Genomic DNA, 18,367 nt, shown 5'->3' on the forward strand with positions numbered 1-18,367 from the left:
AGTAAGTGGCAGATCCAGACAAGTTCCCGAGGGGGCGCAAAAAAGAATGCGGCGCAGGCCAGCAAGGATAACCCGCCGTTTTGCACGGGCGCAGCGGAATGTAGGAGTTTGCGCGAAAACATGTCAGAAAAATGGATCAATGTGCCAGTTTTGGGGCAAACTCCTTGCATTCTGACAGTTCGACAAGGCCTGCCCCATGACCTCCGCGTCCTCGGTTGATGAACAACGATTTCGTAAACTTCTGAGCCGCAATATCAGCCTGCCGTTGGGTCTGGGCCTTATCAGCGCGGTGTTCTTCGTTTCGCTGATCACCTATCTGCTGTCGACGATCCAGTGGGTGGAACACACCGACCGGGTGATCAATAACGCCAATGAAGCGGTCAAGCTGACCGTGGACCTGGAAACCGGGATGCGCGGTTTCCTGCTCAGTGGCGACGAGCATTTCCTCGATCCTTACGAAACCGCCAAGCCGCGGATTGCCGTGGCCCTCAACACCTTGCTCGAGCTGACCGCCGACAACCCGGTGCAGACCGACCGCTTGCTGCGATTGCAGGCGTTGCAACTGGAATGGACCAGTTACGCGCAATCGATGATCGATCTGCAGCGCAGCAGCGGTGATTATCGCTCGGTGGTGAAGGCCGGGCGCGGCAAACGCCTGACCGATGAAATTCGCAAGCAGTTCGAGGAGGTGATCGACACCGAGCAACAGTTGCGCACCACGCGCAACGATGAGGTGCGCCGCACCACGGTCTGGAGCATCAGCCTCTATCTGTTGTTCATCGCCGGCGTCAGTGGTTTGCTGGCGTACGTCGGGCGCCGCGATTTGCTCAGCCTTTCACAAAGCTACAGCGTCAATCTCGCAGCCCAACAAGCCAGTGCCCATCGCCTGGAGCAACAGGCCTGGCTGCGCAACGGTCAGACCGAGCTCGCCGAGCAGGTGCTGGGACAGTTGAGCCTGAACCTGCTGGGACGCAACATCCTGCAGTTTTGCGCGCAGTACCTCGGTACCGCCGTGGCGGCGCTTTATGTTCGGGAAGACCACGGCGGTCTCAGACGCATCGCCACCTACGGTTTTTCCCGCGAACAGGAAGAGCGCGAGCAGCAGATTTACAGCGATGAAGGCATTGTCGGCCAGGTGGCGCAGCAGGCGCGGCTGATTCGCCTGGACGAGGTGCCGGGGGATTATTTCAAGGTCTGCTCCGGCCTCGGTGACGGATTGCCGCGCAGCGTGCTGGTGGTGCCGACCAGCGACGACGACCGGGTCAATGGCGTGATCGAGTTGGGTTTCCTGCGTCCGCTGGATGACCGCGATGTCGCGTTGCTGGAGTTGATTGCCAGCAACATCGGCACGTCCATCGAGGCTGCACGCTATCGCCAGCGCTTGCAGGAAGTGTTGGCCGAAACCCAGCAGCTCAATGAAGAGTTGCAGGTGCAGCAGGAAGAGCTCAAGACCGCCAACGAAGAGCTCGAAGAACAGTCGCGGGTGCTCAAGGAGTCCCAGGCGCACCTGGAAACCCAGCAGGTGGAGCTGGAGCAGACCAACGAACAACTCGCCGAGCAGGCAGAGGTGCTGGCCGAGCAACGCGACGCCATGGACCTGAAGAACTCCGAACTCAATCAGGCGCAGATCCAGCTCGAAGAACGCGCGCTGGAGCTGCAGCGTTCGAGCAAGTACAAGTCCGAATTCCTCGCCAACATGTCCCACGAACTGCGCACGCCGCTCAACAGCTCGTTGATCCTGGCCAAGCTGCTGGCGGAAAACCCGGAAGAAAACCTCACGGCCGAGCAAGTGAAGTTCGCCGAGTCGATCTACTCCGCCGGCAATGACTTGCTCAACCTGATCAACGACATACTGGACATTTCCAAAGTCGAGGCCGGCAAGTTGGAAATCCATCCGGAGAACACCAGCGTGGCGCGCCTGGTCGATGGCCTGCGCGGCCTGTTCCAGCCATTGGCCACGGACAAGCAGCTGGATTTCCAGGTGGAATTGCTGGACGGCGCGCCGCCGATGCTGTTCACCGACCGCCAGCGCCTGGAGCAGGTGCTCAAGAACCTGTTGTCCAACGCCGTGAAGTTCACTGAAAGCGGCAGCGTCGGCCTGTCCGTCGCCGCGGCGCCGAATGACGGCATCGCGTTCAGCATCCGCGATTCCGGGATCGGCATCGAGGCGGATCAACACGACAGCATTTTCGAAGCCTTCCGTCAGGCCGATGGCACCACCAATCGGCGTTACGGCGGCACGGGGCTGGGCTTGTCGATCTCCCGTGACCTGGCCGCACTGCTCGGCGGTTCCATCAGCGTGACCAGCAAACCGGGGCAGGGCAGTGTGTTTACCCTGGTCTTGCCCCAGCAGTACGTGGAACCGGGCGAAGTGCCTGCCGAACCGATGCGAGCCGTTGCCGTGGCGGCGGTGCCGACTGCAGTGCCGCCGACGTTGTCGCCATTGGTGGCCGAAGTCGACATTGCGCGTTTCGACGACGACCGCCACAAGGGGCCGTTCACCAGCCGCTGCATTCTGGTGGTGGAGGACGAGTCGAACTTTGCGCACATCCTCTACGACCTTGCCCATGAACTGGGTTATCAGTGCCTGGTGGCCCATGGCGCCGACGAGGGCTACGACCTGGCCAAGGCGTTCATCCCCGACGCGATCCTGCTGGACATGCGGCTTCCGGATCATTCCGGCCTGACCGTGCTGCAACGCCTGAAGGAGCACGCCGAAACCCGGCACATCCCGGTGCATGTGATTTCGGTCGAAGATCGGGTCGAAGCGGCGATGCACTTGGGGGCCATCGGTTATGCGGTCAAGCCCACCACCCGCGAGGAGCTCAAGGACGTATTTGCGCGCCTTGAGGCCAAGCTGACCCAGAAGGTCAAGCGTGTGCTGCTGGTCGAGGACGACGACTTGCAGCGCGACAGCATTGCCCGCCTGATCGGCGACGATGACATAGAGATCACCGCCGTTGGCCTGGCGCAGGAGGCGCTGGACCTGCTGCGCACGTCGGTCTTCGACTGCATGATCATCGACCTCAAGCTGCCTGACATGCTCGGCAACGACTTGCTCAAGCGCATGTCCACCGAAGACATCTGCTCCTTTCCGCCCGTCATCGTCTATACCGGGCGCAACCTGACCCGCGATGAAGAGGCTGAACTGCGCAAGTATTCGCGTTCGATCATCATCAAGGGCGCACGGTCGCCGGAGCGGCTGCTGGACGAGGTGACACTTTTTCTGCACAAAGTCGAATCACGGTTGTCCCATGACCGGCAGAAGATGCTCAAGGTCGCCCGCAGTCGCGACCGGGTTTTCGAAGGCCGCAAGGTGCTGCTGGTGGATGATGATGTGCGCAACATTTTCGCCCTCACCAGCGCGCTGGAGCAAAAGGGCGCAGTCGTGGTCATTGGTCGCAACGGCTGGGAAGCGATTGAACGACTCAATGAAGTGGAGGACATCGATCTGGTGTTGATGGACGTGATGATGCCGGAGATGGATGGCTTTGAAGCCACCGTTGAAATCCGCAAGGTCCCGCGTTGGCGCAAATTGCCGATCATCGCGGTGACGGCCAAGGCCATGAAGGACGATCAGGAGCGCTGCCTGCAAGCCGGCGCCAACGATTACCTGGCCAAGCCCATCGACCTGGACCGCCTGTTTTCGCTGATTCGCGTGTGGTTGCCGAAGATGGAACGCATCTAGTGGAGCGCCATTTTTCAGGGGAGCGAAGCAGCGAAATCGAATTGCGCCTGTTGATCGAGGCGATTTACCTCAAGTACAGCTACGACTTTCGCGATTACTCCGGCGCGTCGATCAAGCGTCGGGTCAACCATGCGTTGAGTCAGTTCGAGTGCCAGACCATTTCGGCGTTGCAGGAAAAGGTCCTGCACGATCCGGCCGCTTTCATGCAATTGCTGCAATTGCTGACCATCCCGGTCAGCGAGATGTTTCGTGACCCCTCGCACTTCCTGGCCATCCGCAAGGAAGTGGTACCGCTGCTGCGAACCTACCCCTCGATCAAGATCTGGATTGCCGGATGCAGCACCGGGGAAGAGGTGTATTCGATGGCCATCCTGCTGCGCGAAGAGGGCTTGCTCGACCGAACGATCATCTACGCGACCGATATCAATCCGCGCTCTCTGGAAAAAGCCAAGCAAGGGATTTTCTCGATGGAGAACGTCCGCGCCTACACTGCTAATTACCAGCAGGCCGGTGGCCAGTGTTCGTTTGCCGACTACTATACGGCGGCCTATGGGTACGCGATTTTCGACAAGACACTGCGCGAGAACGTGACCTTCGCCGATCACAGCCTGGCGACGGACAGTGTGTTCTCCGAAACTCAATTAATTTCATGTCGTAATGTATTGATTTATTTCAATAAAAAACTTCAGGATCGGGCGTTCGGGCTGTTTCATGAGTCCCTCTGCCATCGCGGCTTCCTGGTGTTGGGCAGCAAGGAAACCCCGGATTTTTCGGCTTTTGGCGATGAGTTCGAACCGCTGGTCAAACAAGAGCGGATCTATCGAAAAATATGAAGAGTGCAACGAACCTGCCAGCTATCCAAGCGATCGTGATCGGTGCCTCCGCCGGTGGCGTTGAGGCGCTGTTGAACATCCTCGGCCCGCTGCGCGAAGGTTTTGCGTTGCCGATCATTGTCGTGCTGCACCTGCCGGACGAACGCCGCAGCCAACTGGCGGATGTGTTTGCCCGCCGGGTTGCCATGCCGGTGCTCGAGGCGTGCGACAAGTCCGCGGTCGAGGCTGGCACGCTGTATTTCGCCGCCCCCGGTTATCACCTGTCGGTGGAGCTAGACCGCAGCTTTTCCCTTAGCCTGGAGCCTCGAGTGCATCATTCGCGACCCGCCATCGATTACCTGTTCGAATCGGCTGCCGATGCCTATGGCACCGGGCTCGCTGCAGTCTTGCTCACAGGCGCCAACCGCGACGGCGCGCGCGGGCTGGCCCAGGTCAAACAGCGCGGTGGCATCACCATCGTGCAAGACCCGCAAGAGGCTCAGGTCGCCACCATGCCCCAGGCTGCGCTGGATATGCACTCGCCAGACCACATACTTTCTGTACACGGCATCGGCCGTCTGCTTGTCGAGATGGAACGAATCGCATGCTGAGTAATATCCAGGCCAAACTGCTGATCGTGGACGATCTGCCGGAAAATCTGCTGGCGCTTGAAGCGCTGATCAAGCGTGAGGACCGGATTGTGTACAAGGCGCTGTCCGCCGATGAAGCCTTGTCACTGCTGTTGCAGCACGAATTCGCCATGGCCATCCTCGATGTGCAGATGCCCGGCATGAATGGCTTCGAGCTGGCCGAGTTGATGCGCGGCACCGAAAAAACCAAGAACATCCCGATCGTTTTCGTCAGCGCCGCCGGGCGTGAAATGGACTACGCGTTCAAGGGCTATGAAAGCGGTGCCGTGGATTTCCTGCACAAACCACTGGACATCCACGCGGTCAAGAGCAAGGTCAATGTGTTCGTCGACCTGTACCGCCAGAGCAAGGCGATGAAGGAGCAAGTGCTGGCCCTTGAGCAAAGTCGCCGCGAACAGGAAGCCCTGCTCAAGCAACTGCAGAACACCCAGCTGGAACTGCAGCAGGCGGTGCGCATGCGCGATGACTTCATGTCCATCGTCGCCCACGAAGTGCGCACGCCGCTCAACGGCCTGATCCTTGAAACCCAGCTGCGCAAGATGCACCTGGCCCGGGACAACGCCGCCGCCTTCACCCTGGACAAGATGCACGCCATGGTCGACCGCGACGAGCGGCAGATCAAAAGCCTCATTCGCTTGATCGAGGATATGCTCGATGTCTCGCGCATTCGCACCGGAAAGCTGTCGATCCGGCCGACGCGGTTCGATCTATCGACCCTGGTTCGCGATCTGCTGCACAATTTTTCCCGGCAGATCGACGCCGCCGAGACGTCGGTGACCCTCGATGCCGAGCAACCGGTGATCGGAAACTGGGATGAATTTCGTATTGAACAGGTCATATCCAACCTGTTGACCAATGCCTTGCGCTACGGGGCCAAGAGCCCGGTCTCGGTGAAGGTCTACAGTGAAGGAGGCCAGGCGCTGGTGGACGTGCGCGACCAGGGGATCGGGATCAGCGAAGAAAACCAGACGCGCATATTCCAGCAGTTCGAGCGCGTATCGGCCAGGCAGGCCGTCGCCGGACTGGGCCTGGGATTGTTTATTTCAGAACAGATCGTGACCGCCCATGGCGGTACAATCACCGTCCAGAGCCGGATTGGCGAAGGCGCCTTGTTTCGCGTTTGTCTGCCGCTGTAGGAAAACAGCCAGATAAACGCAACCTCTGATCGACCCCACGGTCGTATCAGCAGCAATTGACCGAACAAAGGCTTCCCATGAGCGAAGATGCACAAGACGTAGTACTCGTTGTCGAGGACGATCCCTCGATTCTGATGGTGCTGTCCGCTTACCTGTCGGGCGAGGGTTATCGCGTATTGCAGGCCGAAAACGGCGAACAGGCGTTTGAAATCCTGGCGAGCAAACCCCACCTGGACATGATGATCACTGACTTCCGCCTGCCCGGTGGAATCTCCGGCGTACAGATCGCCGAACCCGCCGTGAAGCTGCGACCGGAACTCAAGGTGATCTTCATCAGCGGCTACGCCCAGGAAATCCGTGAGACCGACAGCCCGATCACGCGCAAGGCGCCGATCCTGGACAAACCATTCGATCTGGATAAATTGCAGGAACTGATGCAGGACATGCTTTCGTAAGCACGCTGGTGGTTCTCGTACCTGTAATTTCTGACAGTTGACTGGGGTGTTGTATAAGCAGATAACGTTTCGGACGTCATGTGGCTCATCCCTGCATGTCAATCCGGAGCGGGGGCCATGCACAGACATACTCCAACACTTTCAGTGATTGATCCGCGTCGTGCCGTGGTCCGTGAGGTTGCCTATCATCGGCGTACGGACCAGCAAGCCCCTCAGGCACGCATTACCCAACATATCTACAGCCTGCGCAACCGTGCCAGTCATAGCCGCGATCCGCGGCTTTTTGCCCTGTTTGAGGGCGATAAGTCCACTCCCGCCAATCAAACCACTATCACTACGCTCAGCGGGCAGCCTTTGCTCTCTGTGAATCTGGACGCCGGATGGCGAGTCAGCCTTTACGGTGCTGCCCGGCACAGATTGGAAAATTGGGACCAGAAACGTAATCACCTGCGTATGACCTACGATTCATCTCTGCGTCCTGCTCGCGGATTTGAGTCGACGATGGGCGAAGCAGAGCAGCGGACGGCGTGTTTTGCATACGGTGACGGTTCGCCGGAGTCCGCCAGGCACAATCGCTGCGGACAACTGATTCGCCACGATGACAGTGCGGGTACCCGACACCTCACCGAGTTCGGTTTGTCCGGTGCACCTCTGCACCAGGACCGACGTTTTTTGTTGCACCTTCAGTTACCCGACTGGCCGGAGAACGAAACCGAGCGTGACAGATTGCTCGAGCCCCAAGCCGCGCTCACGCAAATAGCTTTCAACAGTGTCGGTGAGGTGGTACGGCATGTTGACGCTTTGGGCCACGCACAACAGCAGGGTCAGAACGTTGCCGGTCAATTGTGCGAAATCCGCCTGAAACTGGCCGATGCCAATGTTGAAATCACCCTGATGGCTGACATTCAGTACAACGCGTTCGGACAAATAGTGCAGCAAACGGCCGGCAACGGCGTCGTTACTCGTGCCGTTTTCGATCCCGAGGATGGGCGGCTGACAACGCTGCACGCGCAACTGCCAGGTCAGCCGCCGTTGCAGAGTCTGACGTATGCCTATGATCCGGTCGGTAACCCGATTCGCATGACTGACGCCACTCAGTCGATCCGTTACTCGCGCAATCAAAGCGTCGCCGCGATCAGTACCTGGCAGTACGACACCCTCGGTCAACTCATCGAAGCTAGCGGCCGACAGCGCTGCAATGCCCCCGGCGGCCCCCATTTGCCGGCTTTCGTTTCGCCACCGGACCCTGGCCAACTTGAGAACTATCTCCAGACGTTCGACTACGACGCCGGTGGCAACCTTGAGGTTCTGCATCACCACGCTGACAGCGCAAGTCGAACCGAACGAACGGCCGTTGCCTCCTTGAGCAACCGAAGCCTGCCTTGGGGCGATGGCAGCGAATCACCAGCGGACAGTGAAATTGATGCTGCTTATGACGCCTGCGGCAATCTCAACGAACTGCAACGGGGACAGACACTGCACTGGGATGCACGCAACCGCTTGCATCAGGTCGATCAGGTGGTGCGGGAGGACGAACCTGCGGACTCGGAGATTTATGTCTATGACGGCGATGACCAGCGTGTGAGAAAAATCCGTACGGCTTACACCGGAACATTGACCCGTACCCATGAAACCCGCTACTTGCCGGGCGTGGAAATTCGTACGAGTCCCGATGAGACCCTGAATGTCATCAGTGTCCAGAGCGGACGATGCACCGTACAGATCCTGCACTGGGAAAGGGGTTCATCGCCGGACGGCGCCCGATACCAGCTGCGTTACTGTCTTGCCGATTATCAGGACTCCAGCACGCTGGAACTGGATCAAGACGCCAGGATCATCAGCCAGGAAAGCTACTACCCCTACGGTGGCACAGCCTGGTGGGCGGGCAGGGATAAGGTTGAGGCCAGCTACAAGACCATTCGTTATTCGGGGCAGGAGCGCGACGCCACGGGGCTGTATTACTACGGATTGCGGTATTACATGCCGTGGCGACAGCGCTGGTTGAACGCCGACCCGGCAGGCGTGATTGACGGGTTGAACCTGTATCGGATGGTGGGGAGCAATCCGACCGGTTATGTCGATTGGCTTGGATTGGCCAAAACCCGGATTGGTAAGGTGAGACGCGTCACGGCGACCCTTGCTGCATTTGGCCGTGGAACCGTTAAAGGGGCCGCAGGATATGGCGCAAAGCAGTTGGTAAAAAAGGCACTGAACACATCGTTGGGGCAACTGGCACGTTACCCTGTTGCAATCCTGTCGGGTGTGGCAGCGGGCTATGTCGGCGGCTCGACGGTGGCCCATCTTCTGGATCGCGAAGGTGACAGCGGTATCGGCAAGAGCCTGACTGTGGCGGGTGTAGGCATTATCAGCTTTGGTGTGGGTTTCACCGCTGGTTTAACAGTGCCCGACCCCATCGGTATCGTAGAAGGGGTTGCTAAATCCATAGGCTCGAAGGCGGTTGATCGAGTCGTTTCCCGTATAGGGCCTTCCATCGTTCCCGACATCAGCACACGAGGTGCTTTGGCTGTCAATACGATTGCCAATTTAAGCGGCAATATGGCTAAGGGCATGTGGTCCGGGACAGCGCCTGACGGCGTTCATCCAATACTGAACTCCATGGCCGGAGTCGTGATAAAAAATACGGTGGGCGCAGTCATTCGTTTTGTGGGAGGCGTGGACTCTCGATCGTATGAAAGCAGGCATCGCGAATTGATGACATTGCCAACGGGCGGGGAGTTGATCGATGCCGGAAAATCGTTGATTCACAATGCGGCGGTGCAGTCGGTTTACAAGCTGGGCAATACCGAAGTCGACAACGGGCTGACCGCCGTTTTTGGGCCGCAGGCCTCAGAGTCGGCATGGCGGGTCGGGGTCAGCCAGTTGAAACCCGTCAATGAGGTCGCCGCTATCGGGATCTACTTGCACCGCGAGCAGCGAAACGGCCAGGTGATCGCGGCGCATAAAAAAACACCCGGTATGACGATGCAGGTATGACTGCGCAGGGGCATGGACATTTCCATTACCCGAATTCAGGCGCTGATCATCTCCCTCACCTTCGCCGTCAACAGATCGAAGGTGAACGGCTTGGTGATCATCTGCATGCCCGGATCGAGGAACCCGCCGCGCACGGCGGCGTGCTCGGCGTAGCCGGTGATGAACAGCACCCTGAGATCGGGCCGCAGCTGCCGGCCGATTTCCGCCAGTTGCCGGCCATTCATGCCGGGCAGGCCGACATCGCTGATCAGCAGGTCGATGCGCTGGTCCGAATCGAGTATCGGCACCGCGCTATCGCCATCACAGGCTTCGACGAAGGCATAACCCAGGTCGCTCAACACCGTGCTGACCAGCACCCGTACCGCCGGATCGTCCTCGACGATCAATACCGTTTCGCCATGGTTGGCGAAGGGCGAGTGTTCGACATTGACCGGATGCTCCTGAGGCAGGTCACCTCCAAAGCGTGGCAGAAACAGACTCACCGTGGTGCCTTCGCCCACGACGCTGTGGATGACGACATGACCGCCTGACTGCTTGCTGAAGCCATAGATCATGGACAAACCCAGCCCGGTGCCCTGGCCGATGGGCTTGGTGGTGAAGAACGGGTCAAAGGCGCGGTTGACGATGCTTTGCGCCATGCCGCAACCGGTGTCGGTGACGCTAAGCACCACGTAATCACCCGCATCGAGATTGCTCTGGGACTGAGCAAAGTCCTCGTCAAGGTGCCGGTTCGAGGTAGAGACCACCAGCCTGCCGCCATTGGGCATTGCATCGCGAGCGTTGATCACCAGGTTGAGCAGGGCGCTTTCCAGTTGATTGGGGTCGGCTTCGGCTACCCAGAGCTGCTCATCGAGTTGCATGTCCAGGCGAATGCTTTCGTTGATGCTGCGTTGCAGCAGTTCATCCATGGCGATCACCAGGGCATTCATCTCCACGGGTTTGGAATCCAGCGACTGGCGGCGGGAAAACGCCAGCAGGCGGTGAGTGAGGGCCGCCGCACGGTTGGCCGAGGTCACCCCCAGGTCGATCAGGCTGTCCAGGTCTTCGGTACGCCCCCGGGCCAGGCGTCGACGCAACAATTCCAGGCTGCCGATGATGCCGGTCAGCATGTTGTTGAAGTCATGGGCGATGCCGCCGGTGAGCTGGCCGACGGCTTCCATTTTCTGCGACTGGCGCAGCGCCTCTTCGTTGTGACGCAGTTGCGCGGTGCGCTCTTCCACCTGCTGCTCAAGGGTTTCGAGGGTGTTTTGCAGGCGCAATTCACTCTGGCTCAGGTCGATCAGCCGATCCCTGGCCTCGTACTGTCGTCGCCGTCCGCGCAAGGCGGTGGTGACCAGACTGATCAGTGTGATCGGGTGAAAGGGCCGTTCGAGGAAGGTGACATTGCCCAACTGCGGGCCGAAACGTGATGCCGGATTCTGTTGCGGGCCGCCATGGTGGGTCATCAACACGATCGGCAGGTCCGACCACGCGGGCTGCTGTTCAATCAGCCGGATCAGCGGTTCGAGATCACTGCCCAGCAGCGCTTCGCTGGAAATCAGCAGCAGGCCGGCACCGCGTTCCAACTCGGCGCACAGTCCGGGCAGGTCCTGGCTGATCACCCCGTGGAACCCGGCTTCGTTGAGCATCATCAAGGCAATCTGGCTGTCACGCCCCCGCGGCGCAAGGATGAGGGTGCGCTCGGATGTCGCCAGCACCGCATTCACCGAATATCTTCCGCAAGCAAGGGGTTGCTGGCCCCGAGATAGGTGGGGACTCCGCGCAGTACGCCCTGGAAGGCTTCCAGCGGTTCACCGATGGTCATGCCCTGGGCGCTGATGCGGTATTCACGGATGGTCGATTCATGGCTGCCGGTGCGTTTCTTGATGATCGAAATGGCCCGGCGTACCTTGCCCAGGGCTTCGAAGTAACGCAGCAGGATCACCGTATCGGCCAGGTAGGTGATGTCGACCGGGGCCTGCATGTCGCCGACCAGGCCATGCTGGGCAACCGTCATGAAGGTCGCGGCGCCTTTTCGATTGAGGTACAGCAACAACTCGTGCATGTGCAGCACCAGGGCGTTCTCTTCCGGCATTGCCGCCTGATAGCCATTAATGCTGTCGATCACCACGGTTTTGATATGGCCGTCGTCGACACAGCGCCGGACCCGGTGGGAGAACTCGCCGGGAGACAGCTCGGCGGCGTCCACCTGTTCGACCAGCAGATTGCCGCTGTCTTGCAGGGCCTGCAAATCGATGCCGATGTTCTTCATGCGCTCGAACAGCAACCCCAGCTCTTCATCGAAGATGAACAGCGCTGCCTTTTCACCCCGGGCCACCGCCGCGGCGGCGAACACCATGGAGATCAGCGATTTGCCGGTCCCGGCCGGACCGAGAATCAAGGTGCTGGAACCGGTTTCGATACCGCCACCCAGCAGCGCATCCATTTCCCGGATGCCACTGCTCAATTGCTGGCGCACGTATTGACTGCGATGTTCGGCGGCCACCAGACGTGGAAAAACATGCACGCCGTCGCCAGTGATGGTGAAGTCATGAAAGCCGCCCCGGTATTTCTGGCCGCGGTACTTCACCACGCGCACGCGCCGTCGCTCGGCACCGTAATTGGGCGTCAACTCTTCCAGGCGAATCACGCCGTGGGCGACGCTGTGCACGGTCTTGTCCAGTGACTCGGTGGTCAGATCGTCGAGCAGCAAGACCGTGGTGTCATAACGCACGAAGTAATGCTTGATGGCCAGAATCTGCCGGCGATAGCGCAGCGAGCTTTGGGCCAGCAGGCGAATTTCGGAAAGGCTGTCCAGGACTACGCGGGTCGGTTTGACCCGTTCGACCACTTCGAAAATCTGCCGGGTCGCCTCGCCCAGTTCAAGGTCGGAGGAGTAAAGCAGCGTCTGCTGCTGTTCGGCATTGAGCAGGTTTTCCGGAGGTGTCAGCTCGAAGATGTGGACGTTGTCGTCCATCTCCCAACCATGGGACAAGGCGCCCTGGCGCAGCTCGCGTTCGGTTTCAGACAGCGTGATGTACAAGGAGCGCTCGCCGGCTTGCGCGCCAGCCAACAGGAAGTGCAGCGCCACCGTGGTCTTGCCGGTTCCCGGCTCGCCTTCCAGTAAAAACACATGACCGCGGGACAATCCTCCATTGAGGATATCGTCCAGGCCCTCGATACCGGTGGCGGCTTTGGTACGGTTCAATTCGTTGGTTAGAGACAAATAAGAGTCCTCTCGTGGCCAGGAGCAATGAGGCAGCCACTTGCAAGTGCCGCAACGGGCTGCCTTTTCACTTGACCCTTGGCCCGGACGAGCGTTCAACCTTTTTTAACGCAAAAAGATCGCAGCCTGCGGCAGCTCCTACAGGGTGACGTATTCACATGTAGGAGCTGCCGCAGGCTGCGATCTTTTGTTTTCAGAGCCCTTGCTGCAACGACGGATCATCAGGGTTCATCTGTTCGAGCTGGGCCGTCAGGATCTGCACGTTTTGCAACTGTCCGCTTTCCTTCCAGTAGTTGATCAGCAGCACCCGTGCCTTGCGATCGTTCGGATGGCGCTGAACGATTTCCTGCAACTGAATCTGCGCCGCTTCGAGTTCCTGCTCACCGCGCAGCGTGGTGGCCAGGTCATAGCGGTAATCCCGGTTATCGGGTTCAAGCTCGACGGCCTTGGACAGGCCGAGCAGGGCGAATTCGCTTTGGTCGTGATGCAGTAGCCAGAGCCCCAGGGCATGTTGCAGATAGGCCGAGTTGGGCTGTGCCTGCAGTTGCCTGGCCAGTAGCTGCCGGGCGGCGTCGTTCTGGCCCTGCTTGTCCAGCACTTCGATTTGCAGCACCAGCGCCGGCAGGTTGTCCGGCGCCAGGCGCAGGGTGTTGTCCAGCGCCTGCTGCGCTTCCTTGAGTTCGGCGTTGTGCAGGTGCAGCCGGGCCAGTTGGTATTGGTTTTCGGCGCTTTGCGGTTCGCTCTTGAGTACCAGCTCCCAGGCATCGATGGCTTGCTCCAGCGGCCCGAAATACAAACCGAGTTCATCCGGGGACAACCCCAGCAGCGCATTGATTGCCGCCAGTCGCACGTTTTGTTCGCTGTCATCGAGCAATGGCCCGAGCAAAAGACTGCGCTGGCCGTTCGGTACCAGGGCGCTGATGCTCCTGATCGCGGCGATGCGCACTTCGGGCGACTCGTTCTGCAAGTCGGCATCCGCCAGTTTCAGGGCCACCGAGCTTGGATAATTGGGCAGCTCGGCATGCAACAAGACACGGCGCTTGGGGGACAGGTCCGGACGCCCCAACTGCTGATAGAGCACCCGCGCGGCACCGGGTTGACCGCCCCGGGCTGCTGCCAGCGCTTCGCTGTAACCGTGCTTGATGGCTTCGGGAACCACCGGGGTGGTATCGCGCAGGGAAACCCATGCAAGGCCGATGACGAGCAGGGCGACGAGGCTGATAAACAGATAGCGGCGGGACTGGGGCATGCAGGAATCCGGAAGCTGGCGAACTTTTGCAAAGGCGCCAGCTTCGGTCAGGCCGGGCCTTGAGTCAAACCTTGACGACGTTCACTGACGATTCAAACCATGCCAAAGCCCTCCAACCGGCAATCAATGGGCCTGCAAGCTGAGTCGCCAGCAAAACCTCTCAAGGCACCGCCACAGTGACTACGCTTGCTGGAAGTGTGTCGACGGGTGTTCCCATGCAAGCGTTGTTGCAGTACTTCAAGGCCATGCTCAACCCCGGACCCGGGGTATTGCTGTTTGCCTTGCGAACCATCGCGGCCGGTTTATTGACCCTGTACCTGGCGTTTCTGTTCGATCTGGACCAGCCCAAGTGGTCGATCATGGCCGTGGTCATCATCAGCCAGCCACTGGGGGGCATGGTACTGGCCCGCAGTTTTGGCCAGGTGATCGGCACCACGTCGGGGGCGGCCGTGGCGGTGTTGATCATGGCGATCTTTCCCCAGGCTCCGCTGCCGTTCATTACCACCCTGGCATTGTGGCTGGCCTTGTGCACCGCCGGTGGCACCTTGTTGCGCTATACCAGTTCCCAGGCATTTGTCCTCAGTGGCTACACCGCCGTGGTGGTGGCCTTGCTGGCGGTGCCGGATCAGGACGGCATGTTTCTGCTGGCGGTGACCCGCGTCACCGAGACCCTGCTGGCGGTGGCCTGCGTGTGTCTGGTCAGCCTGCTGACCGCCAGGCCGGAAGCCGTGGCCCGTGACTACTTTGCCAGGATCGACCAGATCACCCGGTTGCTGGCCACCCATGCCAGCGCCGTCATCCGCACCGAAGAGAGCGAAGCGGATTTCCACCAGCGACAAATGCAGCTGTTGGGCCAGATCAGTGGCCTGGAGGGCGTGCGTCGGCACATGTACTTCGATGCGCCGCGGTTGCGCAGTGCCAACGGCCTGGTGCAACTTTTGGGCAACCAGTTGGTGTTGTTGACCGCGCGGCTGACAGCCCTGCGCCACCAGCGGCTGCTGTTGACCGAGCGCTGGGAGGGCGAGTTGCCCGAAGAAATTCAACGTTTGCGTGCCGAAGAACTGGCGTTTCTCGATGAGCTGGCGCGGGAGGGGCGTTCGCTTTCCAGTGACAAGCGCCATCATTTCACGTCGCTGCAACAACGCTTCGATGAGCTGGCCTACAGAGCCGAACAATTGACCGAGCCGTTGCCGGCCACCTTGCGCTCGCTGGCCTGGTCGCTGCGCTGGGAGCAGGCTCGCCTGCTGCAGCAGCTTGAGCAGATTCTGGAATTGAGTGATGCCATCCAGAGCGGGCGACCGGCCAGCAGCGTGTTTCGCGGGCGGGAAAATCCGCTGCATCTGGACTTCACCCTGGCGACCATGAATGCCATCCGGGCTTTTTCCGCGCTGTTGATTTGCGGCCTGATCTGGATCGAAACCGGCTGGGACGGTGCGCGAGGCGGGATGGTGCTGGTGGGCATCCTTTGCTCGCTGATGTCGACCTTTCCAAGGCCGCTGCTGGCGGTGCAAAGCTATGCGAGGGGATTCGGGCTGGCACTGGTGGCCTCGGCGCTCCTGCAGTTCATGTTCGTGCCGATGATCAGCAATTTCGAGATGCTTGCCTTGCTGTTGGCGCCCTTGCTCTATGCCGTTGCGGTGGGGCTGGCCAGTCCAGCCACGACAGGCACCGGCATTGGTCTGGGGCTCACGACTTTTCTGCTGCTCGGTCCGGTGAACGTGGGGATCGGTCAAAACACCGCGACCCAGTGGTTCGAATTTGCCGGGGCCTATACCTGCGCGACCGTGCTGGCGTTGAGCGTCTATGCGCTGATCTTTCCGTTCAGACCGGATTTGCGTATGAGGCGGCTTTATAAAGAGAACTGCGAGCAGGTGTACGCCTTGCTGAAAGCCCCGGCGACCGATGAACAGCAGTTTGCTTTCGAGAGCCGCATGGTGGATCGCCTGACCATGATGCTGGGGCTGCTGCCGGCGACCCAGGAGCCACAATCCCATGAGCGCTTTCAAGTCAGCCTGGCCTGCATGGCGCTGGGGATTGCCATGAATCAGCTCAGGCAGCAGGGGCAGAACAACGCACTGTTGAGTCCGGATCTGCAAAGTCGCCTGTTTTCCACCGTCCGGGAAACGGGCAGGCTGGTCGCCGGCCGGCCCGGGGTCGAAGTGACACGGGTGCTCGATAGCCTGCACGCCCTGGGCGACGAACTGGATGCCCTGCATACCGATGTCCATGAACGCTTGTGGTCGGTGTTCCGCATGCGCGTGGCGCTGTTGATCGTGGTGTCGTTCGTTGAGCGATATCGCGGCTACTTTCAACCCTCAGGCATTGAAGGAGACCCTGTCCTTGCCCATTGATCTGGAAGTGGGTGGCGCCTATCTGCCCCCGATTGCCCAGGCGTTGTTGCTGGGTTTGCCGATTTTCCTGCTGCTGGACTGGGGGCTGCGGCGCCTCGGGGTGCTGCAGTTCGTCTGGCATGAGGCCTTGTTCGAAGGCGCGTTGTATGTCTGCGTGTGCGCCACGTTGATACTGGTGATGGGAGTCTGATGCCTTGAAGAACATCCTTCCCCGACTCACGACGCTGGCGGTGGTTTTGCTGGCCTTGATCCTGGGCTGGTTCGCCTGGGAGCATTACACCCGCGCCCCCTGGACCCGGGATGCGCGGGTGCGTGCCGATGTGGTGACCCTGTCTGCCGATGTTTCGGGGCGAATCGTCAGCCTGGCCGTGCAGGACAACCAACATGTGAACAAGGGCCAGACGCTGCTGGAGATCGATCCGGCGCGTTACACGCTGGCAGTGGAGCATGCCAAGCGTGCCGTCGAGGTGTCGAAAGCCTCGCTCGGGCAGGCCCAGGCGTCCATTACCGCCAGCGAGGCGTTGCTCAAACAGCGTCAGAGTGAGGAGCAGCGGCGGCGCACGCTCAAGGACCGTTCGGCGATTTCCGGCGAAGAGTGGGAAAAAGCCAACACTGATGTGTCGGTGGCCCAGGCTGATCTGCTGCGAAATCAGGCCAATCTGGTGCTGGCCCAGGCCAACGTGCAACTGGCCATCGCGGCCTTGACCCAATCGGAGCTCGATTTGCAGCGTACCCATGTCGTCTCCCCGGTGACCGGCTTTGTCACCAATCTGCTGACCCGGGAGGGCGACTACGCCTCGGCCGGGGGGCCGTTGCTGGCGCTGGTGGACAGCGATTCGTTCTATGTCAGCGGTTACTTTGAAGAGACCAAGTTGCCACGGATCGGCGAGGGCGACCGGGTCAGAATCGAGTTGATGAGTGGCGAAACCTTCGGCGGCAAAGTGCAGAGCATTGCCTTTGCCATTGCCGACCGGGAAAACCTGCCGGGCGGTCGCCTGTTGGCCAACATCAACCCCAGTTACACCTGGATCAAACTGGCGCAGCGGGTGCCGGTGCGGATCGAGATCGATGCCGACTATGCCGGTAAAGACAAACTCAGGGCGGGAACCACGGCCACCGTGACCGTCCAGGAAAACCAGAAATCCAAAGACCAACAATAACCGCCCCCTGTAGGAGCGAGCTTGCTCGCGATGGTCGTTAACGATACCGCGTGCTTACTGACTAAACGCAGCGCTCGTGAGTCCATCGCGAGCGAGCTCGCTCCTACAAGGGATATGCATTGCCTTGGAAAGGTAAAAAAAGGTTCCGTGAAGAACCTTTTTTTTGGGCTTTCACTGGTTTTGACTCGGACGCGGTCCCCTGTGGGAGCTGGCTTGCCAGCGATGGTCGTCAACGATTACGCGTGTGAACTGGATAAACGCGGCGCACTTGAGTCCATCGCCAGCAAGCTGGCTCCTACAGTTTCAGCGTGGGCAAGATCCCTTGTAGGAGCTGGCTTGCCAGCGATGGTCGTCAGCGATTACGCGTGTGAACTGGATAAACGCGGCTCACTTGAGTCCATCGCCAGCAAGCTGGCTCCTACAGTTTTCAGCGTGGGCAAGATCCCTTGTAGGAGCTGGCTTGCCAGCGATGGTCGTCAGCGATTACGCGTGTGAACTGGATAAACGCGGCGCACTTGAGTCCATCGCCAGCAAGCTGGCTCCTACAGTTTTCAGCGTGGGCAAGATCCCTTGTAGGAGCTGGCTTGCCAGCGATGGTCGTCAACGATTACGCGTGTGAACTGGATAAACGCGGCGCACTTGAGTCCATCGCCAGCAGGCTGGCTCC

14 protein-coding genes are annotated in these 18,367 nt (G+C 59.8%); 11 read left to right on the top strand and 3 right to left on the bottom strand.

What is annotated here, in order from left to right:
• Positions 1–196 precede the first annotated feature (196 nt).
• The 6 genes from AB7M25_RS14700 (at position 197) to AB7M25_RS14725 (ending at position 9,735) form a co-directional block, all read left to right on the top strand.
• On the top strand, positions 197–3,688 hold the full coding sequence (locus AB7M25_RS14700) for a response regulator (RefSeq protein WP_454237512.1): 3,492 nt from the start codon (positions 197–199) through the stop codon (positions 3,686–3,688).
• A complete protein-coding gene (locus tag AB7M25_RS14705; protein WP_429396506.1) occupies positions 3,688–4,521 on the top strand; it encodes a CheR family methyltransferase in 834 nt (277 codons plus the stop codon). The genes AB7M25_RS14700 and AB7M25_RS14705 overlap by 1 nt, the downstream gene beginning before the upstream one ends.
• The gene (locus tag AB7M25_RS14710; RefSeq protein WP_429388894.1) at positions 4,518–5,111 is read left to right on the top strand and encodes a chemotaxis protein CheB; all 594 of its coding nucleotides are present in this window, start codon (positions 4,518–4,520) and stop codon (positions 5,109–5,111) included. Before AB7M25_RS14705 ends, AB7M25_RS14710 begins: the two co-directional genes overlap by 4 nt.
• Positions 5,105–6,286, top strand: coding sequence for a hybrid sensor histidine kinase/response regulator (locus tag AB7M25_RS14715; RefSeq protein WP_104447196.1), 1,182 nt, complete (start codon positions 5,105–5,107; stop codon positions 6,284–6,286). Before AB7M25_RS14710 ends, AB7M25_RS14715 begins: the two co-directional genes overlap by 7 nt.
• Positions 6,287–6,363: 77 nt before the next feature.
• A complete protein-coding gene (locus AB7M25_RS14720; protein WP_007970583.1) occupies positions 6,364–6,741 on the top strand; it encodes a response regulator in 378 nt (125 codons plus the stop codon).
• Positions 6,742–6,858: 117 nt separating this feature from the next.
• Entirely contained in the window at positions 6,859–9,735 is a 2,877-nt protein-coding gene (locus tag AB7M25_RS14725) for an RHS repeat domain-containing protein (RefSeq protein WP_454237513.1), read from the top strand.
• 35 nt (positions 9,736–9,770) lie between these two features.
• Here the strand turns inward: AB7M25_RS14725 and AB7M25_RS14730 are convergent, their stop codons facing one another.
• From AB7M25_RS14730 to AB7M25_RS14740, 3 genes are all read right to left on the bottom strand, one after another.
• Positions 9,771–11,441 carry a response regulator gene (locus AB7M25_RS14730; protein ID WP_454237514.1) on the bottom strand — a complete coding sequence of 557 codons (1,671 nt, stop codon included), beginning with the start codon at positions 11,439–11,441 and terminating at the stop codon, positions 9,771–9,773.
• A complete protein-coding gene (locus AB7M25_RS14735; RefSeq protein WP_429388903.1) occupies positions 11,438–12,940 on the bottom strand; it encodes an ATPase domain-containing protein in 1,503 nt (500 codons plus the stop codon). Before AB7M25_RS14735 ends, AB7M25_RS14730 begins: the two co-directional genes overlap by 4 nt.
• Before the next feature lie 193 nt (positions 12,941–13,133).
• On the bottom strand, positions 13,134–14,189 hold the full coding sequence (locus AB7M25_RS14740) for a tetratricopeptide repeat protein (RefSeq protein WP_429388906.1): 1,056 nt from the start codon (positions 14,187–14,189) through the stop codon (positions 13,134–13,136).
• Positions 14,190–14,404: 215 nt separating this feature from the next.
• Here AB7M25_RS14740 and AB7M25_RS14745 point away from each other — a divergent pair, with 215 nt between their 5' ends.
• From AB7M25_RS14745 to AB7M25_RS14765, 5 genes are all read left to right on the top strand, one after another.
• Positions 14,405–16,540 (top strand): FUSC family protein, encoded by a 2,136-nt coding sequence (locus AB7M25_RS14745; RefSeq protein ID WP_429388909.1) that lies wholly within the window; start codon positions 14,405–14,407, stop codon positions 16,538–16,540.
• On the top strand, positions 16,530–16,730 hold the full coding sequence (locus tag AB7M25_RS14750; RefSeq protein WP_007970588.1) for a DUF1656 domain-containing protein: 201 nt from the start codon (positions 16,530–16,532) through the stop codon (positions 16,728–16,730). Before AB7M25_RS14745 ends, AB7M25_RS14750 begins: the two co-directional genes overlap by 11 nt.
• A 4-nt stretch (positions 16,731–16,734) precedes the next feature.
• Positions 16,735–17,700, top strand: a complete 966-nt coding sequence (locus AB7M25_RS14755; RefSeq protein ID WP_102701656.1) for an HlyD family secretion protein — start codon at positions 16,735–16,737, stop codon at positions 17,698–17,700.
• A 222-nt stretch (positions 17,701–17,922) separates the two neighbouring features.
• Positions 17,923–18,195, top strand: a complete 273-nt coding sequence (locus AB7M25_RS14760; protein WP_454237515.1) for a hypothetical protein — start codon at positions 17,923–17,925, stop codon at positions 18,193–18,195.
• Positions 18,170–18,319, top strand: a complete 150-nt coding sequence (locus AB7M25_RS14765) for a hypothetical protein (RefSeq protein ID WP_454237516.1) — start codon at positions 18,170–18,172, stop codon at positions 18,317–18,319. The genes AB7M25_RS14760 and AB7M25_RS14765 overlap by 26 nt, the downstream gene beginning before the upstream one ends.
• Positions 18,320–18,367 lie beyond the last annotated feature (48 nt).

The sequence above is a fragment of the Pseudomonas sp. AP3_22 TE3818 genome (assembly GCF_053628995.1).